This window comes from Clostridium sp. NkU-1 (assembly GCA_001312405.1).
Window position 1 is genome coordinate 37,701 of sequence record BBDR01000011.1, and the last position, 18,176, is coordinate 55,876.

16 protein-coding genes and 3 pseudogenes are annotated in these 18,176 nt (G+C 45.2%); 11 read left to right on the top strand and 8 right to left on the bottom strand.

Features of this window, described 5'->3' with window-relative positions; translation table 11 throughout:
• Window positions 1–165: 165 nt before the first annotated feature.
• Window positions 166–1,332: a BMP family ABC transporter substrate-binding protein gene (locus JCM10519_RS16185; RefSeq protein ID WP_054740452.1), complete on the bottom strand. Its 1,167-nt coding sequence runs from the start codon at window positions 1,330–1,332 to the stop codon at window positions 166–168.
• A 236-nt stretch (window positions 1,333–1,568) separates the two neighbouring features.
• On the opposite strand from JCM10519_RS16185, the gene JCM10519_RS30830 reads away from it, so the two are divergent.
• The 4 genes and pseudogenes from JCM10519_RS30830 (at window position 1,569) to ppdK (ending at window position 5,791) form a co-directional block, all read left to right on the top strand.
• A complete protein-coding gene (locus tag JCM10519_RS30830; RefSeq protein WP_347844465.1) occupies window positions 1,569–1,781 on the top strand; it encodes a hypothetical protein in 213 nt (70 codons plus the stop codon).
• Window positions 1,782–1,789: 8 nt separating this feature from the next.
• Window positions 1,790–2,461, top strand: coding sequence for an MATE family efflux transporter (locus JCM10519_RS30835; RefSeq protein ID WP_347844466.1), 672 nt, complete (start codon window positions 1,790–1,792; stop codon window positions 2,459–2,461).
• A gap of 45 nt (window positions 2,462–2,506) precedes the next feature.
• Window positions 2,507–2,899 carry a hypothetical protein gene (locus tag JCM10519_RS30840; protein ID WP_347844467.1) on the top strand — a complete coding sequence of 131 codons (393 nt, stop codon included), beginning with the start codon at window positions 2,507–2,509 and terminating at the stop codon, window positions 2,897–2,899.
• Window positions 2,900–3,166: 267 nt separating this feature from the next.
• Window positions 3,167–5,791, top strand: a pseudogene (gene ppdK, locus JCM10519_RS16195) (pyruvate, phosphate dikinase).
• 221 nt (window positions 5,792–6,012) lie between these two features.
• Here ppdK and JCM10519_RS16200 read toward each other — a convergent pair.
• Entirely contained in the window at window positions 6,013–6,495 is a 483-nt protein-coding gene (locus tag JCM10519_RS16200) for a MarR family transcriptional regulator (RefSeq protein WP_054740455.1), read from the bottom strand.
• 336 nt (window positions 6,496–6,831) lie between these two features.
• Between JCM10519_RS16200 and JCM10519_RS16205 the strand changes: the two genes are divergently transcribed.
• From JCM10519_RS16205 to JCM10519_RS16220, 4 genes and pseudogenes are all read left to right on the top strand, one after another.
• On the top strand, window positions 6,832–7,962 hold the full coding sequence (locus JCM10519_RS16205; protein WP_347844468.1) for a MalY/PatB family protein: 1,131 nt from the start codon (window positions 6,832–6,834) through the stop codon (window positions 7,960–7,962).
• A 58-nt stretch (window positions 7,963–8,020) separates the two neighbouring features.
• Window positions 8,021–9,223 (top strand): cation:dicarboxylase symporter family transporter, encoded by a 1,203-nt coding sequence (locus JCM10519_RS16210; protein ID WP_347844469.1) that lies wholly within the window; start codon window positions 8,021–8,023, stop codon window positions 9,221–9,223.
• Between the two features lie 156 nt (window positions 9,224–9,379).
• Window positions 9,380–11,076, top strand: a pseudogene (locus JCM10519_RS16215) (FAD-dependent oxidoreductase).
• 253 nt (window positions 11,077–11,329) lie between these two features.
• On the top strand, window positions 11,330–11,953 hold the full coding sequence (locus tag JCM10519_RS16220; RefSeq protein ID WP_054740575.1) for an undecaprenyl diphosphate synthase family protein: 624 nt from the start codon (window positions 11,330–11,332) through the stop codon (window positions 11,951–11,953).
• Window positions 11,954–12,019: 66 nt separating this feature from the next.
• On the opposite strand, the gene JCM10519_RS16225 is transcribed toward JCM10519_RS16220, so the two are convergent.
• Together JCM10519_RS16225 and JCM10519_RS16230 are read right to left on the bottom strand one after the other, a co-directional pair.
• Window positions 12,020–12,349, bottom strand: coding sequence for a hypothetical protein (locus JCM10519_RS16225; protein ID WP_054740457.1), 330 nt, complete (start codon window positions 12,347–12,349; stop codon window positions 12,020–12,022).
• Window positions 12,346–12,669 carry a type II toxin-antitoxin system Phd/YefM family antitoxin gene (locus JCM10519_RS16230; RefSeq protein ID WP_054740460.1) on the bottom strand — a complete coding sequence of 108 codons (324 nt, stop codon included), beginning with the start codon at window positions 12,667–12,669 and terminating at the stop codon, window positions 12,346–12,348. The genes JCM10519_RS16225 and JCM10519_RS16230 overlap by 4 nt, the downstream gene beginning before the upstream one ends.
• A 240-nt stretch (window positions 12,670–12,909) precedes the next feature.
• On the opposite strand from JCM10519_RS16230, the pseudogene cooS reads away from it, so the two are divergent.
• Window positions 12,910–14,820 (top strand): annotated as a pseudogene (gene cooS / locus JCM10519_RS16235) (anaerobic carbon-monoxide dehydrogenase catalytic subunit).
• Between the two features lie 256 nt (window positions 14,821–15,076).
• Here cooS and JCM10519_RS16240 read toward each other — a convergent pair.
• The 4 genes from JCM10519_RS16240 to JCM10519_RS16255 all read right to left on the bottom strand — a co-directional run bounded on the left by JCM10519_RS16240 (window position 15,077) and on the right by JCM10519_RS16255 (window position 17,403).
• Window positions 15,077–15,571 carry an ABC transporter substrate-binding protein gene (locus JCM10519_RS16240; RefSeq protein WP_054740462.1) on the bottom strand — a complete coding sequence of 165 codons (495 nt, stop codon included), beginning with the start codon at window positions 15,569–15,571 and terminating at the stop codon, window positions 15,077–15,079.
• A gap of 25 nt (window positions 15,572–15,596) precedes the next feature.
• Window positions 15,597–15,839 (bottom strand): hypothetical protein, encoded by a 243-nt coding sequence (locus JCM10519_RS16245; protein ID WP_054740464.1) that lies wholly within the window; start codon window positions 15,837–15,839, stop codon window positions 15,597–15,599.
• A 108-nt stretch (window positions 15,840–15,947) separates the two neighbouring features.
• Window positions 15,948–16,703, bottom strand: coding sequence for an ATP-binding cassette domain-containing protein (locus tag JCM10519_RS16250; RefSeq protein WP_054740466.1), 756 nt, complete (start codon window positions 16,701–16,703; stop codon window positions 15,948–15,950).
• On the bottom strand, window positions 16,693–17,403 hold the full coding sequence (locus JCM10519_RS16255) for a GTP-binding protein (protein WP_054740468.1): 711 nt from the start codon (window positions 17,401–17,403) through the stop codon (window positions 16,693–16,695). The genes JCM10519_RS16250 and JCM10519_RS16255 overlap by 11 nt, the downstream gene beginning before the upstream one ends.
• A gap of 74 nt (window positions 17,404–17,477) precedes the next feature.
• On the opposite strand from JCM10519_RS16255, the gene JCM10519_RS16260 reads away from it, so the two are divergent.
• Both JCM10519_RS16260 and JCM10519_RS16265 read left to right on the top strand, forming a co-directional pair.
• Window positions 17,478–17,969 (top strand): cyclic nucleotide-binding domain-containing protein, encoded by a 492-nt coding sequence (locus JCM10519_RS16260; RefSeq protein WP_054740470.1) that lies wholly within the window; start codon window positions 17,478–17,480, stop codon window positions 17,967–17,969.
• Complete coding sequence (locus JCM10519_RS16265; protein WP_054740473.1) at window positions 17,966–18,163, top strand: hypothetical protein; 198 nt, start codon at window positions 17,966–17,968, stop codon at window positions 18,161–18,163. Before JCM10519_RS16260 ends, JCM10519_RS16265 begins: the two co-directional genes overlap by 4 nt.
• The last annotated feature ends 13 nt before the right edge of the window (window positions 18,164–18,176 follow it).

Below are 18,176 nucleotides of genomic sequence, written 5' to 3' on the forward strand. Positions count from 1 at the left end.
ACCTTGGTATTTTTCCGCTTTTATGAGAAATAAAAAAGAGATGCCGTAAGAGACCAGGTCTGTTATGACTGGTGAATCAAACGGCATCTCCTTTCCTTTTTCATTGCCCGCGCTTTTTGGGCAGTGCCCACCCTGCTTTACCGGGTGTATAAGTATGCCTGAAGACTATTCTACAAAGTTGATTTTGGTTTTTTCAAGCTTTAAGTCAACTGTAGGATTGTTGTTATCCTGAGAAGGCTGCACAAGTTCGATCTTACCCTCTTTTAACTGAGTGAAGATAGCGTCATAATCCTGCTGTGTGAACTTGGTGAATTTGGAAGTTTCCATTGGAAGTCCGATTCCATCGTTCTTGGCAGTGAAAATGCTTGTCTTTCCTCCTGGGAAAGCATTGTCATAGAATGCTTTAACTCCGTCATAAACAGAAACGGACAGCTCTTTCATAGCTGAAGTGATAACAGTATTGGATTCATAACTCTGGTCAACGTCAACGCCGATAACCTTTGTGCCCTTTTCTTCAGCAGCAGCCATAACGGAGTTACCAACTGCTCCGCCGCATCCAAAGATCACTTCTGTTCCGTTCTGGTTCCAGGAAGCTGCCATGGACTGTGCTTCCGGTGTAGCGGCAAATGCACCCGTGTAGTTGTACATGATTTCTACGCCATCGATTCCCATTTCCTTAGCTGCAAAGTCAGCACCTTCTGCAAATCCGTAGCCGTAACGGATAACTGCCGGAACTGCCATACCGCCTAAGAATCCAAGCTTAGTATAGCCTTCTTTTACTGCTGCATAGCCGGCTAAGAATCCAGGCTCGTCTTCCTGGAACAGGATCGGCATTACATTAGCCTCTGTTCTGAATTCAGAATAATCACCGTTGTGAGGTTCGCCATCCAGAAGGATGAAATGAACATCCTTGTACTGATCCTGGGCAAGGAATACAGGCTCTTCAAATAAGAATCCCGGGCAAACAACTAACTTGGCGCCGCCTTCGACAGCAAGGCCGATGGTCTCAAGATAGGAATCAGTAGTACCTTCCTGGGGCTGGTAGTACTTGTAGGGAATTTTATTTTCCTCCGCATACTTCTTCATGCCTTCCCATGCACCCTGGTTAAAGGACTTGTCATCAATGGTTCCTAAGTCTGTAACCAATGCAAGCTCATACCCGTTTTCAGGCTTGTCTGAAGCTGCTGCAGTTGTCTCTGCCGCTTTTTCAGCAGTTGTGGTCTCTGCAGGTGCAGCTGTGGTAGCGTCGCTGCCTGGATTGGAAGAACCGCATCCGCTTAAGGTTGCAGCCATCATAACTGCCATTACTAATGCTAGTGCTCTCTTTTTCATAATCTTGTTTTTCCTCCTGTTTTTTATTGATTTTAGAGATACCACTAATGTACCACATTTTTGTCCCAGAAACAATCTCATTTGGTATTATTTTACAGAAAATATCAAAAAAAGAATCAAGCATTTTATGGAATATATTCCTTAACTCTGCATATAGGACGGTTTTCTCTGATTTTGCTTGTTATTTAAGAAAAAAAATGCTAAACTGTTAAAAGACTTGAAAAAGGAGGCTGCTTATGAAAAAAAGCAAATTTACTGGAAGAACCGGTGAAGAAATTATTTTTAAGGTATCTGATGCCATCCATCAGTGCCACTCTGGTCACCTCCATATATATCCTGGCGGATACCTGATGATCGGGCGGGGAGTAGGTCCCATCGGAATTGCTGCTTTAAACTTACTTCTGCCTTATACAGCCTGTTTTTCGGAACCGGCCTGCTGTTTGGCGTAGGCGGGGGAGTGCTCTTATCCATTTCCAAGGGAAAGGGAGATGAGCAGGGGGCAAGGGAGTATTTTACGGCTGCACTCTGCATGGCTGCTGCTGCCGGCGTGTTCTATGTGACGGCAGGGCATCTGCTGTTTGATCCTGTAACAAAGTTTTTGGGGAGAAATGAAACCATGGATCTCTATGTCAGGGAATATGGAAGGATACTGGTGTCAGGAGCGCCTGTATTCTTGCTTTCTTCTTTCCTGCAATCCTTTGTCAGAAATGACAGGGCTCCCCAAATAGCCATGGCAGCCGTAATTTCCGGCGGTATCACCAACGTGATCCTGGATTATGTTTTCATCTTTCCCATGAACATGGGAATGGTGGGAGCAGCAGCAGCCACTGTAATCGGCTCCTGCCTGACTCTTGGCATTCTGCTTACCCATTTGTTTTCCAAGGGAAATTCCTTAAAGATCGTCTTTCGCATCAAATGGAGAAGGGCAGGGGAAATCCTGGTGAACGGCCTTTCCAGCTTCTTATTGGAAACATGCAGCGGAATTGTCATGTTTTTATTCAACCGCCAGCTTTTGGCTTATGTTGGCGACCTTGGAGTGGTGGTGTATGGTATCATATCCAACAGCGCTCTGATCGTTGCTTCTATTAATAATGGTATCTCCCAGCGTCCCAGCCTATTCTTGCCATGAATTACGGGGCAGGAAAAAAAGGACAGGTTAAAGGAAACACGCCGCATGGGAGAACTGGCCGTATGCTTTTCCGGTTTGCTGTTTGTGGGAATCGGTATGCTTTTCCCGGCTCTGGTAACAAAGGCCTTTGTAGGGCCAACGGATGAGATTTTAGCTATGTCGGTCCCTGCTGTCAGGATTTATTTCCTGTCATTTCTGCCCATGGGATTTAATATATTGTTCAGCACCTGGTTCCAGTCTGTGTTAAAGCCGGGAAAGGCCTTGTTCATCTGTCTGATGAGGGGACTTGTTTTAAGCAGTGTCCTGGTATTTCTCCTTCCAATGGCATTTGGAGTAACCGGGATATGGTCCGTCATGCCGGCAGCAGAATTTTTGGCGCTGGGAACCTGCCTGATCCTGCTGAAGGAAAAGAAATCTGTTCTGCCCGAAAAATTCTGAAATTTTCTTGTTAAAATCAAGGGGAAAAGCAGAGGTTTCCAAGTGGTAAATTCGCATATGCGAACTAAAATCGCATATCAGAAAATAACAGAATATGGAAGTACTTTCAAGATAATTGTATTGAAAAAAGAGCTGATTTTTGGCAATAATTAAAGAAACCCCCTTTACTAGCGTTTGAATTATGCTATAATATCTGCAGGGCTTTTCCGCATAAGAAATCGGCAGAAAGGCCGAATAACCAACACAATTTGAGGAGGAAATATACTTATGGCAAGAAAATGGGTTTATTTGTTTACCGAAGGTAATGCAAGCATGAAAAACCTGTTAGGTGGAAAAGGGGCTAATTTGGCAGAGATGACAAATTTAGGACTTCCGGTTCCCCAGGGATTTACCATAACAACAGAGGCTTGTACTCAGTATTATGAGGACGGCGAGAAGATTAATGATGAGATCATGAACCAGATCATGGAACACATCACAAAGATGGAAGAGATCACCGGAAAGAAGTTCGGCGATAAGGAAAATCCTCTTTTAGTTTCTGTTCGTTCCGGTGCAAGAGCATCCATGCCAGGTATGATGGATACCATCTTAAACCTTGGTTTGAATGAAGAAGTAGTGGAAGTTCTGGCTGTAAAATCCGGTAATCCCCGTTGGGCATGGGACTGTTACCGCAGATTTATCCAGATGTTCTCCGACGTAGTTATGGAAGTTGGCAAAAAGTACTTTGAAGAGCTCATCGATAAGATGAAGGAAGTAAAGGGAATCACAGAGGACGTAGATTTAACCGCTGAGGATTTAAAGGAGCTTGCAAAACAGTTCCAGGATGAATATAAAGAGAAGATCGGTGCTGAATTCCCGACAGATCCAAAGGTACAGCTGATGGAAGCCATTAAGGCTGTTTTCCGTTCCTGGAACAACCCAAGAGCAAATGTTTACCGCCGCGACAACGATATCCCATATTCCTGGGGTACTGCTGTTAACGTTCAGATGATGGCGTTCGGAAACATGGGTGAGACCTCCGGTACCGGCGTTGCATTTACACGTGACCCAGCAACCGGCGAAAAACACCTTATGGGCGAGTTCTTAATGAACGCACAGGGTGAGGACGTAGTTGCAGGTATCCGTACTCCTCAGAAGATCGACCAGTTAAAGGAAGTTATGCCGGAAGCCTATGAGCAGTTCGTAGGAATCTGCAATACACTGGAAGACCATTACAGAGATATGCAGGATATGGAATTTACCATTGAAGATAGAAAGCTTTACATGCTTCAGACCCGTAACGGCAAGAGAACAGCAAAGGCTGCTTTAAAGATTGCATGTGATCTGGTTGACGAAGGCATGATTACAGAGGAAAAGGCAGTTAAGATGATCGATCCAAGAAACCTCGATACCTTACTCCATCCTCAGTTTGATTTGGATGCATTAAAGAAGACAGAACCGATTGGAAGGGCTCTGGCAGCATCTCCAGGCGCTGCATGCGGTAAGATCGTATTTACAGCAGACGATGCAAAAGCATGGCATGAAAGAGGCGAGAAGGTTGTCCTGGTTCGTCTTGAGACCTCTCCGGAAGATATTGAAGGAATGAAGGCCGCTCAGGGTATCTTAACCGTACGCGGCGGTATGACTTCTCATGCAGCAGTTGTTGCACGTGGAATGGGTACATGCTGTGTATCCGGCTGTTCCGAAATCGTTATGGATGAAGAGAACAAAAAAATTCACCCTGTCAGGCAAGGAATATCATGAAGGAGACTTCTTATCCCTTGACGGATCTACCGGAAAGATCTATGACGGAATCATTCCGACAGTAGACGCAGCCATTATCGGAGAATTCGGAAGAATCATGGCATGGGCAGATAAGTACAGAAGGCTGAAAGTAAGAACCAATGCTGATACACCTGCTGATGCAAGAAAAGCAAGAGAACTGGGCGCAGAAGGAATCGGCCTTTGCCGTACCGAGCATATGTTCTTTGAAGGAGACAGAATCGACGCATTCCGTGAGATGATCTGCTCTGATACTGTTGCAGAAAGAGAAGCAGCTCTTGAAAAGATCCTTCCTGTACAGCAGGATGACTTTGAAAAGCTTTATGAGGCATTGGAAGGCAATCCTGTTACCATCCGTTTCTTAGATCCGCCTCTTCATGAGTTCGTTCCGACAGAGGAAGATGACATTAAGAAGCTGGCAGATACACAGGGCAAGACTGTTGCTCAGATCAAGAGCATCATCGATTCCTTACACGAGTTCAACCCAATGATGGGACATCGTGGATGCCGTCTGACAGTTACCTATCCTGAAATCGCAAAAATGCAGACAAAGGCAGTGATCCGTGCAGCCATCAACGTTCAGAAGCACATTCCGACTGGAACGTTTGCCCGGAAATCATGATTCCGCTGATCTGTGATGAGAAGGAATTAAGGTTTGTTAAGAAGATCGTTGTTGACACTGCTGATGCAGAGATCGCTGCAGCAGGAAGCAGCTTAAAATATGAAGTAGGTACCATGATCGAGATCCCAAGAGCATGCCTGACCGCTGATGACATTGCAAAAGATGCAGAATTCTTCTGCTTCGGAACCAATGACCTGACTCAGATGACTTATGGCTTCTCCCGTGATGATGCCGGCAAGTTCTTAGATGCTTACTACGACACCAAGATCTTTGAGAATGACCCATTTGCAAAACTGGATCAGACCGGTGTAGGCAAGCTTATGGAAACTGCAATCAAGTTAGGCAAGGGCGTTCGTCCGGAAATGCATGTTGGTATCTGCGGCGAGCACGGCGGAGATCCTTCTTCTGTAGAGTTCTGCCATAAGATCGGTCTGGATTATGTATCCTGTTCTCCATTCCGTGTGCCGATTGCAAAACTGGCAGCAGCACAGGCAGCATTGAACAATTAAGGTAAATAATAGATTCTAAAAGCTATTATAGGAAAATCCATATATGACACTCGAAAGGGGTTGTGGTACTGGCCGTTTAGTACACGGCCCCTTTGGGCATCATAGACTGACATGGAAATATAAAAAGAATGCAATATATCAGAAAAGCTGCTTGATCTGACCATACGGTTTCGATCATGCAGCTTTTTTGCTTTTCTTAAATATAGTTACTGTTGATATGCCTATGATTCCAAATCAGATTTCAGAAGTTCATTATACTTCTCAATAATCCGGTAAAAGGCGTCCAGGTCTGACTCACCGCACTGTTCGATCAGATAGGAAGTGGTCTGTGTAATGTCTGCAACATCGTAAGCTTTGTGAACTGAGGAAAGCCTCTGCCCCTTTTCTGTTACGTATAAGCATACGGACTTTTCATTATTCTCCTTGTAGCGTTTTTCTATATATCCGGAGTCAACCAGCTTCTTAATAACCTGGGAAATGGCACTTTTGCTTTTGTGCCATATCTTTGACAGCTCAGTGGCAGTAATTCCGGGGGAGTCGTCAATGTAGGTAAGGGTGTGTATTTCCATCATGTTAAAGTTTTCATTCTCATATGTGTGATGGGCATAGATATAGTTGTGATATAAGATGATAAATTCATATAATTTATCTGCCCGTGCATTCAACTTTTGATACGCGCTGTTTATATCTGAAATATGACTCATATAGATGCTCCTGTTCAATTGATGATATCTGTACATGTAATAGTACCATATATAGAATAGGGCTTCAATATATTATTTCAAACAAAATGGAAATATTGTTAAGTTAATTAACTATAATAAAAAAAGATTAATACTTTATGTTTAAAATGCCCTAATTATAAAATATATATTAAAATAATATTGACAACATGCACTATACATTTTATAATATAGTTAAGTTAGTAAACAATATTTTGCAATATCTCGCTTATACTAGAAAAAGGATGGTATTTTTATGGACATTGAGAAGTTCTGTAGGGAAAATTGTGTGGAACGGCGGGGAACAGGCACATTAAAGTGGACTCACTTCAGGAGATTTTTGGAGATGCAGACCTGCTTCCCCTCTGGGTTGCCGATATGGAGATCCAGTCACCGGCAGCAGTAAGGGAAGCGCTGGTAAAGCGTGTGGAGCACGGCGTGTTTGGCTATGGCACGGTGGAGGAAGCATGTTTTGAGTCTTTCTTTGCATGGCAGAAGAAGCATCATAATGTAGAACTTACCAGGGAAAATGTAAGGTTTGCTACCGGAGTGGTGGGATCCTTATATGCGGCTGTAAGAGCATATACCAAAGAGGAAGCGTCTGTTATTATCTGCCCTCCTGTATACTACCCGTTTTATGATGCCATACTGAATACTGGCAGAAAGCTGGTAACCTGTGAGCTTGATAATGACAACGGTTATTACACCCTGGATTTTGAAAAATTTGAGAAGGAAATCGTAGACAACAAGGTAGAGATGTTCATCCTGTGTTCCCCCCATAACCCTGTAAGCCGTGTATGGTCAGAGGAAGAGCTGGATACCATGTTCGCCATCTGCCGCAGACATGGGGTATTGGTGGTTTCCGATGAGATTCATCAGGATTTTACCTATGAGGGGAAGAAGTTCGTATCATCCGCAGTGGTCAGGAACGGTAAGTATAAGGATATTCTGATTACCTTAAATGCAGGTTCCAAGACATTTAACCTGGCCGGGCTGATTCATTCCCACGTAATCATATTTGACAAACAGTTGATGGAAACCTACGATGCATACATCAAAGGCATTGGTTCACCGGAAGTCAACCTCATGGGTGTTACAGGCGTGGAGGCTGCTTTCCGGGGAGGGGAAGAATGGCTGGAGAATGTGAAGGCACTGATTATTCACAATTACAATTATATGAAACAGGAGTTTGCAAGGGAGCTTCCAAAGATCGTGGTTACGCCTCTTGAAGGAACGTATCTGTCCTGGATTGACTTAAGGGGCTATCTTACAGGGGAAGAGACTGCCGGCTTTATCCAGAACAAGTGCCGTCTTGCCTGCGACGTAGGGGAATGGTTCAGCCTTATGGCACACGGATTTATCCGTATTAACCTGGCTACAGATACAAAGAATGTTGTTACTGCTGTTGAGAGCATTATCAAAAACATCAAAGAAAAGGTGGGGGAATAAATGGCTGTTTATATCAGTGTAATCTGTTTTTTTAATCTATCTGGGTGTTCTGTTCGTATTGCAGAAAAAGGGAAAATCTTTTAATGTACGTGTAATAGCCGGTCTGTTCGGCGGTATTGTATTTGGTGCGGTTTTAAAGACAGTGGCAGATGATGCGGCGGTTTCTGAGAGCCTGCGCTGGATCAGCCTGGTGGGAACTGCTTATACCAAGCTTTTGAAGATGATGGTTATTCCGCTGATTTTTGTATCCATCGTGTGTGCTATCATTAACCAGAAGTCAGGCAAGAATCTTGGTAAGATCACCGCTCTTGTACTGGCAATCCTCCTGTCCACGGCAGCAATTGCAGCAGTGGTAGGCGGTGCTACAGCTGCAGCCTTTGGCGTCAGCGCGGAAGGGCTGGAGATTGGCGAGGCGGAAAGCAAGAAGACTTCCCAGCTGGAGGAAAAGGCGAAAGAGGGTCTTTCCATTGAAGATACCATTATTGATATCATTCCATCCAACCCGATCTATGCCCTGACCGGACAGGGAAACAATGCAACCCTTTCCGTGGTGCTCTTTGCAGCATTCCTTGGAATCGGAGTAATCGGGGTACGGACATATGCTCCGGAACAGGCGGAGTTTTTCGGGAAGATAATGAATTCGCTGAATACCCTGGTTGTGGAAGTGGTCATGATGATTATTATGCTGACTCCATTCGGCATCTTCTCATTGATGACCAAGACCATTGCCGGAAGTGATTACACCAGTATCCTGCGGCTTGTAACCTTTGTTCTTGCTTCCTATACAGCGATATTTATCATGTTCCTCATTCACGGACTGATACTGGCTGCAGTGGGAGTCAGTCCGCTGATATATTTTAAGAAGGCCATGACAACCCTGGTATTTGCATTTACTTCCCGTACCAGTGCAGGAACCCTGCCGCTGACCATCAGAACCCTGACAGATGAGATGGGCGTGGATAACGGAGTTTCCAACCTGGCCGGTTCCCTCAGTACCTCCATCGGACAGAACGGATGCGCGGCTATTTATCCTGCCATGCTGGTAATCATGGTGGCTCCCGCTGTTGGCCAGCCCATTACCCCTTCCTTCTTTATCCTGATGGTAGTCATCATCACGTTTGCTTCTATCGGTATCGCCGGTGTGGGCGGGGGCGCAACCTTTGCAGGTATCACCGTGTTATCCGCACTTGGACTCCCGGTAGGTCTTGCAGGTCTGCTGGTAGGAATTGAGCCTGTTATCGACATGGCAAGAACTGCCTGAATGTAAGCGATGGCATGGTAACCGGTCTGGTTGCAGCAAAACTGACCAATAATATTGATATGACAGTATATAATGACAAGTCACTGAACCTGGAAAAGAAGCCGGCTTCAGCAAAAGAAGATTAATAAGAAGATAATTTACAAAGGAGGTGTGATCATGGGTAAACGTGTTCTTATTGTAGGAGGTGTTGCCGGCGGTGCGTCCGCCGCAGCCAGGATCAGGCGTCTGGATGCAGATGCGTCCATAACCATATTTGAACGGGGAGAGCATGTATCCTTTTCCAACTGCTCACTTCCTTATTATTTAAGCAGGACCGTGGAGGATAAGGACCATCTGGTACTCATGACGCCGGAGGGATTTGAACATTCCTATGATATCGAGGTGCGTGTAAACAGTGAGGTGTGCGGCATTGACCCTGCCCTCAGGAAAATACGTATTAAAGACAGTGTAACCGGCCGGGAATATGAAGAATCATATGATGAGCTGGTGCTTTCGCCGGGATCCTATCCTATCCGCCCCAGGTCAATTGAGGGAGTGTCTCTCCCTCATGTATTCACAGTGCGCAATGTAAATGATATTGCAGCGCTGGATCAATATGTTGCCAGGGAAGAAGTCCGCAGTGTGGTTGTAATCGGAGGCGGCTTTATCGGCCTGGAGGTGGCGGAAAATCTGAAATCAGCAGGAAAGCAGGTAGCTGTGGCAGAGGCTGCCAGCCAGATCATGGCACCTTTTGATTATGGTATGAGCCAGATCCTGCAAAAAGAGCTTTATGATCAGGGCGTGGAACTGGCTGTGGGTGACGGTGTTAAGGCCATTACTGAAGATAAGGTAATCTTAAACTCAGGCAGGGAGCTGGCCTGCGATGCAGTGGTACTCTCCATTGGCGTACTGCCGGAGACAGAGCTGGCAAAGCAGGCCGGTCTGGAAATCGGTGAGACCGGTGCAATCAAGGTAACACCGGATTACCGCACCAGCGACCCGCATATCTATGCAGTGGGCGATGCCATCGAGGTCTACCAGCGTCTGACCCACAAACCAACCAGGCTCCCCCTGGCTGGTCCGGCTCTGCGCCAGGCAAGGGCAGCGCTGATGCCATGTATGGAATGTCTACCAGGAATAACGGAGTCATTGGCTCCTGTGCTGTCAGGCTGTTCCAGTTGAACGCTGCTGCCACAGGACTGAATGAGAGAACCGCTAAAGCAAATAATATACCATGCGATTCTGTCTACACTATGGCCATGGATAAGGTAGGCCTCATGCCCGGCAGTTCTCCCATGCATTTTAAGGTTGTATTCGAAGTGCCCACAGGAAGGATCCTGGGAGCCCAGGCCATCGGCAAAGGCAATGTAGACAAACGAATTGACGTGATCGCAACCCTTATTGCCATGAATGGAACACTGGAGGACATGAAAGGGCTGGAACTCTGCTACTCACCGGTGTTCGGCACAGCAAGGGATGTGGTTAATCTGGCTGCACTGGTGGCACTCAATGTCCTGCACGGAGTCCTTAAACAGGTTCATGTAAGTGAAGTGCGGGAGCTGGTGGAGAGCAAAGCCTGCATCATTGATGTGAGGGGCAGGGACGAGTTTGAGATGGGTCATCTCATTGGAGCTGTGAATATCCCATTAGGTGAATTGAGGCAGCGTGTATCAGAGATTCCTCGTGACAGGCCGGTATATTTACACTGCAGGACCAGCCAGAGAAGCTATAATGCAGTCATGGCGTTAAAGGGCCGTGGTTTTGACAACATCATTAACATTTCTGGCTCTTTTCTGGGGCTCAGCTATTATGAATATTTTACGGATATAACTACGGGACGGGAGAAGATACTAACAGAATATAATTTTCTATAAAAGCCATGTATGGAGATGGACGCATGCCCTGGGAAGAGGGGCGTGCCGTTTGTTTTTGTGGGGCGTGACCCGGTTGAGCACGTAAAGTATATGAAATATAAATCGCCCGCAAGCCCTATCCGTCTCCATAAAAGATGAAGGTATGGATTTCCTTCCCACGATGATTTACCGGAGAAAGAATTATGGAAGAGAAAAAAAATGGCTATACTTTCTATATAATTCAAATATAGCAGGTAAAAATGGAGGAAAGTGTATGAGAATTCCAAAGCACATCGGGATCATACCAGACGGCAACCGCCGCTGGGCACTTGGAAAAGGAATGGGAAAAGAGGCAGGGTATGACAATGGAATCTCCCCTGGAATGGTCCTTTACCACCTTTGCAGAAAACTGGGGATTAACGAAATGACCTTTTACGGCTTTACAGTGGATAATACAAAGCGTCCGTCAATCCAAAGGGAGGCATTTACAAAGGCGTGCGTAAAAGCCGTTGAGGAACTGTCAAAGGAAGATGCCGAGCTTTTGGTTCTGGGAAAGACAACGTCAGCCATGTTTCCGGAGGAGCTGAAGCCATATACCAACAGACACCAGTTCGGTAATGGGGGAATGAAGATCAATTTTCTGGTCAATTACAGCTGGGAGTGGGATCTGGGACTTCATGACGGTGCCATAGGCCCTAAATTAAAAACCGCCGATGTTTCAAGGATCGATCTGGTGATCCGGTGGGGAGGCCGCAGAAGGCTGTCCGGTTTCCTGCCGGTGCAGTCCGTTTACTCAGATATGTATGTGATTGATGATTACTGGCCGGATTTTACGCCGCAGCACGTATATGATGCGATTGAATGGTATTCCAGGCAGGATGTGACTCTGGGAGGGTGAAAGACAAGTTTCATCAGGACAATGTTTGCCGCAGATTGCAGAAAGGGGTAATTAATACCCCTTTTTTTAAAGCTTATGTTTCTTGATTCGATTATGGGCAGTCTCATAGACTTCATCATCCGCCCGTGCCCCGATTACAATAACCAGCATATCATTATCTCTGCGTACCAGTAGATAAACAATGCGCAGTCCTGCCCCGCGGAGCTTGACTTTTAAAAATCCAGACAGATTTGTACTGCTTTTGTTTCCCAGGAATTTTCCATAGCCGCCTTCGGTTTCCGGTAGTGGGTTCTGGCTGACTTTTTGAATCGCCTTACGGATAAGAATCCTTTGGCTGCCGTCCAGTTTACGAAGGTCTTCAAGAGCTTCTGGCAGATAACTGACTTTCCAGTTCATTCCAGCTCGATTTCGTCTGTATCCATATAATCAGAAGGAGAGAACCCGAATTCCTGGTCCACCTGTTCCTGGGAAATCACAGTGGAAGGATTAAAATGGGACATTCGCTCAGCAGCCTCAGTTATAAGGCGGGCATCATTTACCTCGTCCAAAAGACGGATATATTCATCGGGAGATAAAAGAACACATTCTGCAGTATTATTCTTCATTACAACTTTTGCACCATTATTTTTTACTTCATCAAATATTTTTCCTGCAAGGCCCCGGTTGAATTGGGAAATGGGCACTGTGTTTTCAATGGCACTTCGAATAGAATTCATAATCATCACCTCTTTAATAGCAGTATATGCTTAGCTGATAAAAAAGTCAATAAATATACTAATATAAATACTGGTGTAAATGCTGATTTAAATTGTAGAGCGTATTAAGTCAAAAGGTTATTGATAACGTTCTGTGATATTTGCAACATGAACTGAAAGACTGGATTTCATTACAAAAAGAATAGTGTTTCTATAATTTGGTATACTACTGACTGAATGATATTTTATATGGAGGTAATTATGCCAGAGACGGTTTTAGAAAAGACAGAAGGACGGGTAAGCTATCACGATTCCGTGGAAGAGATGCTGGTAAGGATAAGGGATGACGGATTATCAAGCGTATTTTCCAGATGGGACGAGCAGGAAAAGATACGATGCAAATTTTGCCTGCAGGGATTAAGCTGCCAATTATGTACCAATGGACCCTGCAGAATCAACGAACAGAAGGGACCGGAAAAAGGTGTCTGCGGAATTGGCCCAGATGCCATGGCCATGAGAAATCTTCTTATGAGAAACATTATGGGAGCAGCCACTTATGCCCATCATGCTTATGAAGCCTTCCGGACCTTAAAAGAAACAGGAAAAGGCAACACAGTTTTTCAGATTACAGACGTTAACAAATTAAAATGGATGTGTGAAAAGACCGGGATTAATACAAATCAGGATGTAAATCAGATGGCTGTCTGCCTGGCAGAGTTTCTTGACCGGGAAATGAAAATAAGCCTGATGAGAAAAGTGTTATGGTGGAAGTCTTTTCACCGAAAAAACGAAAAAAGATCTGGGAAGACTTACACATTTACCCATCAGGCGTTGAACACGAAGTGCAGAACAGCATTGCAAGCTGTCTTACCAACGTAGATGGTGATTATGTTTCCCTGGCAACAAAAGCCCTGCGCTTAGGTCTGTCCACCATTTATACTGCCCAGATTGGCCTTGAAATGACACAGGATATTTTATTTGGAACCCCCATGCCTCATGAAGTGGATGTGGATTTGGGAATTATGGATCCTGATTACGTAAATATTGCATTTAATGGGCATCAGCCTGGATTGGGGTCGCTGCTTTGCAGATGGCAAGGATGCAGAAGTATCAGGATATGGCCAGGAAGGCCGGAGCAAAGGGAATACACATTGTAGGCTCCATTGAGACCGGACAGGAATTACTGCAAAGGTTTGAAATGATGATGTGTTTGTGGGTCTTATGGGAAACTGGTTATCCATTGAACCGTTTTTAGCAACAGGAACTGTAGACGCATTTGTAATGGAAGAAAACTGCTCTCCGCCTGCCATTGATCAATATGCGGAAAAATATCAGGTTGCGCTTGTGAGCGTCAGCACGATTATTGGTGTTCCAGGCACAGAACATAAGATGCCATATTATCCGGGCAAGGCAGAGGAGATGGCGGAAACGTGCATTAACGTTGCCATTGAGAACTTTAAGAAAAGGCATGACCAGATCAAGCCAATGGTACCAAAATACAAGGAAAAAGCCATTGCCGGATTTTCCACGGAAGCAGTGTTAAATGCAATCGGAAATGATTTAAATAACCTGGTGGATGTAATTGCAAAAGGCCAGTTAAAAGGAATCGTGGCCCTGGCAAACTGCTCCACATTGAGAAATGGACCCCAGGATTGGAATACAGTGAATTTAACAAAAGAACTGATTAAAAAAGACATCCTTGTTGTGGCAGGAGGCTGCGGAAACCATGGATTAGAGGTTGCAGGAATGTGCAATTTAGACGCCATCGATCAGGCAGGAGAAGGACTGCAGGGAGTGTGCAGGGCTTTGGGAATCCCCCCTGTGTTAAGCTTTGGAACCTGTACGGATACAGGAAGGATTTCCATGCTTGTAACGGCTCTGGCAGACCATCTGGATGCAGACATTTCTGACCTGCCTATTGCAGTAACGGCGCCGGAGTGGATGGAACAGAAGGCCACCATAGATGGCTTATTTGCCATAGCATATGGAGCTTATACCCATCTTTCTCCCACACCCTTTATCACCGGCGCGCCAAAGCTTGTAAAGCTGCTTACAGAAGACGTAGAGGGCCTGACCGGCGGTAAAGTAGCGTTGGGAGATGATCCGGTACAGGTAGCCAAGGATATTGAAGCTCACATTATGAAAAAAAGAAAAAAGATGGGCTTGAATTAGATTCCAGGCGGGAAATGAAATGTCCTTGGAAGATGAAAGGACAAGTTCCAAAGGCTTTGTAAACAAAGGGTTTCGGCGATTTTACCGAAGCCTTTTGTTTATTTATATTGTATGGATAGAAAGTCTTATTCATTAATAAAGCCTTTATCCTTGACTGGATTTTCATGCCGTTTTTAAATCAAAAAGATAACTTTTCAGTTATAAAATCTCTAATGTTTCTTCTGCCAGAATCAAGGGATTCATGCGATAAACAATTTTACACATACCTTCCAGGTGATTTTGCAAAGTCAGGATAAACAAAGCGAAATTGATGTTCAGCCACCATGTTTACATCTTTGGTATGTTGGAAACATGGCTGTATTTCCCCATATTCAGCAAAGTAATTACAAAAGTCAACCGTAAACAGTTTTGACAGAATCCATCCGGCAAGATCGGTTGACAGTGTGTTTTTTACAGCGATAAAAGAAGGAACGGTTAAGGCCCCCTCTTTGGGATACCGGAGTGAAAGCAGTGTTTCATCTGCCCGGAAAGCAAAAATGGAGGGAGTAATTGCCGCAGGGCTTAGCCCTTTTTGGACACTTTGGAGAGACTGGACCGGCATATCAAAAATCGTGGCATTTTCCATAAAAAGATCGGTAAACTCTTTGCCGTATAACCAGGTAAGCTGTTTATAGACACCCCGCCCGGCTGAATTTGTCTTTCCGCCAAACGCCTTGGGATGCTCTGCCAGTTCTTTAAGAGATACCGGCAAGGGCTGACCGGCTAATAACTGCTTGTTAAATACCATAATAAGCGGGATCACTAAAAAAAGGAAGAAGGCGCTTGTCCTGACAGAGATTGCTGTTACGAATCTCATTTTTTAATGGAAGCAGGCCCTGTATTTCCAGCAGCTCCTCTTTAAACAAACCATAGATTTCCGGATCTTCAAACACCTCTAAATCGGTGGAAACCATGATGTCCGGTGTGATCCCGGTTTTTTTTACCTCTTCTGACAGCTTTTTTTGGATATCCCAGACCAAAGTATTCTGTTTCCAGCAAGATATCCTGTTCTTTTAAAAGCGATGTTACCTCTTCGATATGTTTCTTTTCATACCGGTGCAGGACACAGATATTATTCCAGTACATACTTATTTTACGCATAATTCACCGACTCTCATCTTTCTTTGCATTTCCACAATATATTGCTGGTATGTATGCAGGCGTTCCCAGGTTTCCTGTTCTTTTTCATTTCTTTCAATTACCGATTGTATTCCGCCGTTTTTCATACAGATCCGGCAGTCACTCATTAAAGCTGTGTGCGGATCGTGTGTGGCGATCAGTACCAGTTTCTGCTTTTTCAGCAGCAGGTGCAAAGCTTTTTCTTTATGAATACCGGCATTTTCCACTTCGTCGATCAAAACAATGGGACTTTCACACAAAACGGCCACATCAGCGATCATCAGGGCGCGGCTTTGACCGCCGCTTAACAGATTTAAGCTGTCACTTCCATGAAGATGTTCCGGAGTAATGGCATTGGCCTGGTCAATGACTTCCGGTAGAACCTTATGCCAGTCCCGCTGTCTGCAGGTACAGTGCATGCGGATAAATTCCTCAACCGTCCCATCCAATACGAAACGCATATTCTGGCTGAGATGGGCGATCAGCTGCCTGGAGGTGTTAAATCGGGTCTGCTTATCCGGTACGTTTCCGTTGATCCATACATGGCGTCCGGAGACCGTGTCACCGCAGGCCAGCTGCTCTAAGTCCTGAATCAGCCGGCTTTTCCCCGAACCGGTATGGCCTACAACTGCGTACAGCTGTCCGGACTTCATGGTAAGGGGAGCAACGGACTCTGGCTGTCCGTTTTTATTGCGGCCCGGGATAATTGTCAATTCATGAAACATGGGATACCTCCTTAAAGTCCATTTTTTCCACAATGCCCTGCTGATACATGGTGCCGATCCGTTTTTCTCCCACACAGTAAGAGCATACACCGGAAGGCATGGTGTGACGCAGGGTGTCATTGCTGTTCCACCCTGTTTCGGGAAGGCTTTCCAGGTAATGGAAGAGAAGTCCGCTGCCGTAACCCGATAATCCGTCTACAGGAAAGATATGAGCGGTTGGATTTAAGGAGCTTATATTATAGTGGATAATTTCTTTTTCTGCCTGTGAAACCATATCGATTTTGGTCATGAGAATGATATCAGCGGTTGTCAGCATTGGACCCAGTTTTTTTGGGGAACGCAGGCTGCTGGTGCAATCTGTCACACAGATGCTGACCGTATGAGCGGTGGCAGGTGAACAGCGGTTGCAGAGTCCCGCAGTTTCGATTATCAGATATTCGGTTTTCTGCTGTTCATTCCAGGCGATCATTTCCTCCAGGTTTGAAATCAGGAAATGATCCGGGCATATGTCACCGGACAGGCCCAGTATAAACGGAACGCCCAAAGCCTGATAGGCAGCTGGATCATCGGAATGCAGACAGTCAATTTTGCAGACAGAGGAGCGCTTACCGGCAGACTGAATATGACGGATCAGATTTGCGGCAGCCAGAGTCTTACCGGCGGCGGCTCCCCCGCTAATGAGAATTATTTTACTTTTCATTTTTCCTGTCTCCTTGTATAATGATGATATTTCCACCGTATTATAGCAGACATAGGAAGAGGGAGGTGTCTCATTTGACACAACGGGAAAAGGACCTGGAATTTTTAAAAACCACAGAATTGTTCCGGGGAATGAATGTGGGGGATATGGAGTATGGAATGAGCAGCTTAAAAAAAGGCACCTTGGTCAGCAACCATTATCTGGGAGAGAAATCCATCGGTATTGTAGTAACCGGCGAGATTGCTGTCTCCTCTGTTACCCAGGATGGGAAGGAACTGACCATGAAACGGATTTATCCGAAAGACTGTTTTGGTATCTGCACGATTTTTACTCATGCCGAGATGCCCAACACTCTCCAGTGTATGTGTCCCACAACCGTACTGTACATAAAGAAGAGTGAACTTTTGAAGGTGTTTAAAAAGGATCCGGAGCTGATGCTTCATATCATGACGATTTTTAATAAAAAGATATTGTTTCTGCAGAAGAAAATAGAAATGCTTAATACCACTTCTGCAAAAGCCCGCCTGGCAGATTATTTAGTGAGTCACGCCAACAGCAATGGGTGATTTTCCTGCGTACAGGCAAGACCGGACTGTGCTCCAGCCTGGGAATCAGCCGTGCCAGTCTGTATCGTGAGCTGGACAACTTCCGGTTTTCTCAGGCGATTGAGTATACGGATCAGAAAATTGTGATCCGGGATGTATCTCATTTGAGACAATTTTCCCGGTATCAGCTTGACTCCCAGGCAGCTACATGTTAGTATGCAGAGGTTA

Excerpts from the sequence above, each read along its gene's own strand:
- JCM10519_RS16250 (WP_054740466.1), bottom strand. The coding sequence starts at position 16,703 with ATGTTTCATGAATTGACAATTATCCCGGGCCGCAATAAAAACGGACAG.
- JCM10519_RS16230 (WP_054740460.1), bottom strand. The coding sequence starts at position 12,669 with ATGAATTCTATTCGAAGTGCCATTGAAAACACAGTGCCCATTTCCCAA.
- JCM10519_RS16185 (WP_054740452.1), bottom strand. The coding sequence starts at position 1,332 with ATGAAAAAGAGAGCACTAGCATTAGTAATGGCAGTTATGATGGCTGCA.
- JCM10519_RS16220 (WP_054740575.1), top strand. The coding sequence starts at position 11,330 with ATGAGAATTCCAAAGCACATCGGGATCATACCAGACGGCAACCGCCGC.
- JCM10519_RS30840 (WP_347844467.1), top strand. The coding sequence starts at position 2,507 with ATGGGAGAACTGGCCGTATGCTTTTCCGGTTTGCTGTTTGTGGGAATC.
- JCM10519_RS16200 (WP_054740455.1), bottom strand. The coding sequence starts at position 6,495 with ATGAGTCATATTTCAGATATAAACAGCGCGTATCAAAAGTTGAATGCA.
- JCM10519_RS16255 (WP_054740468.1), bottom strand. The coding sequence starts at position 17,403 with ATGAAAAGTAAAATAATTCTCATTAGCGGGGGAGCCGCCGCCGGTAAG.
- JCM10519_RS30830 (WP_347844465.1), top strand. The coding sequence starts at position 1,569 with ATGAAAAAAAGCAAATTTACTGGAAGAACCGGTGAAGAAATTATTTTT.
- JCM10519_RS16225 (WP_054740457.1), bottom strand. The coding sequence starts at position 12,349 with ATGAACTGGAAAGTCAGTTATCTGCCAGAAGCTCTTGAAGACCTTCGT.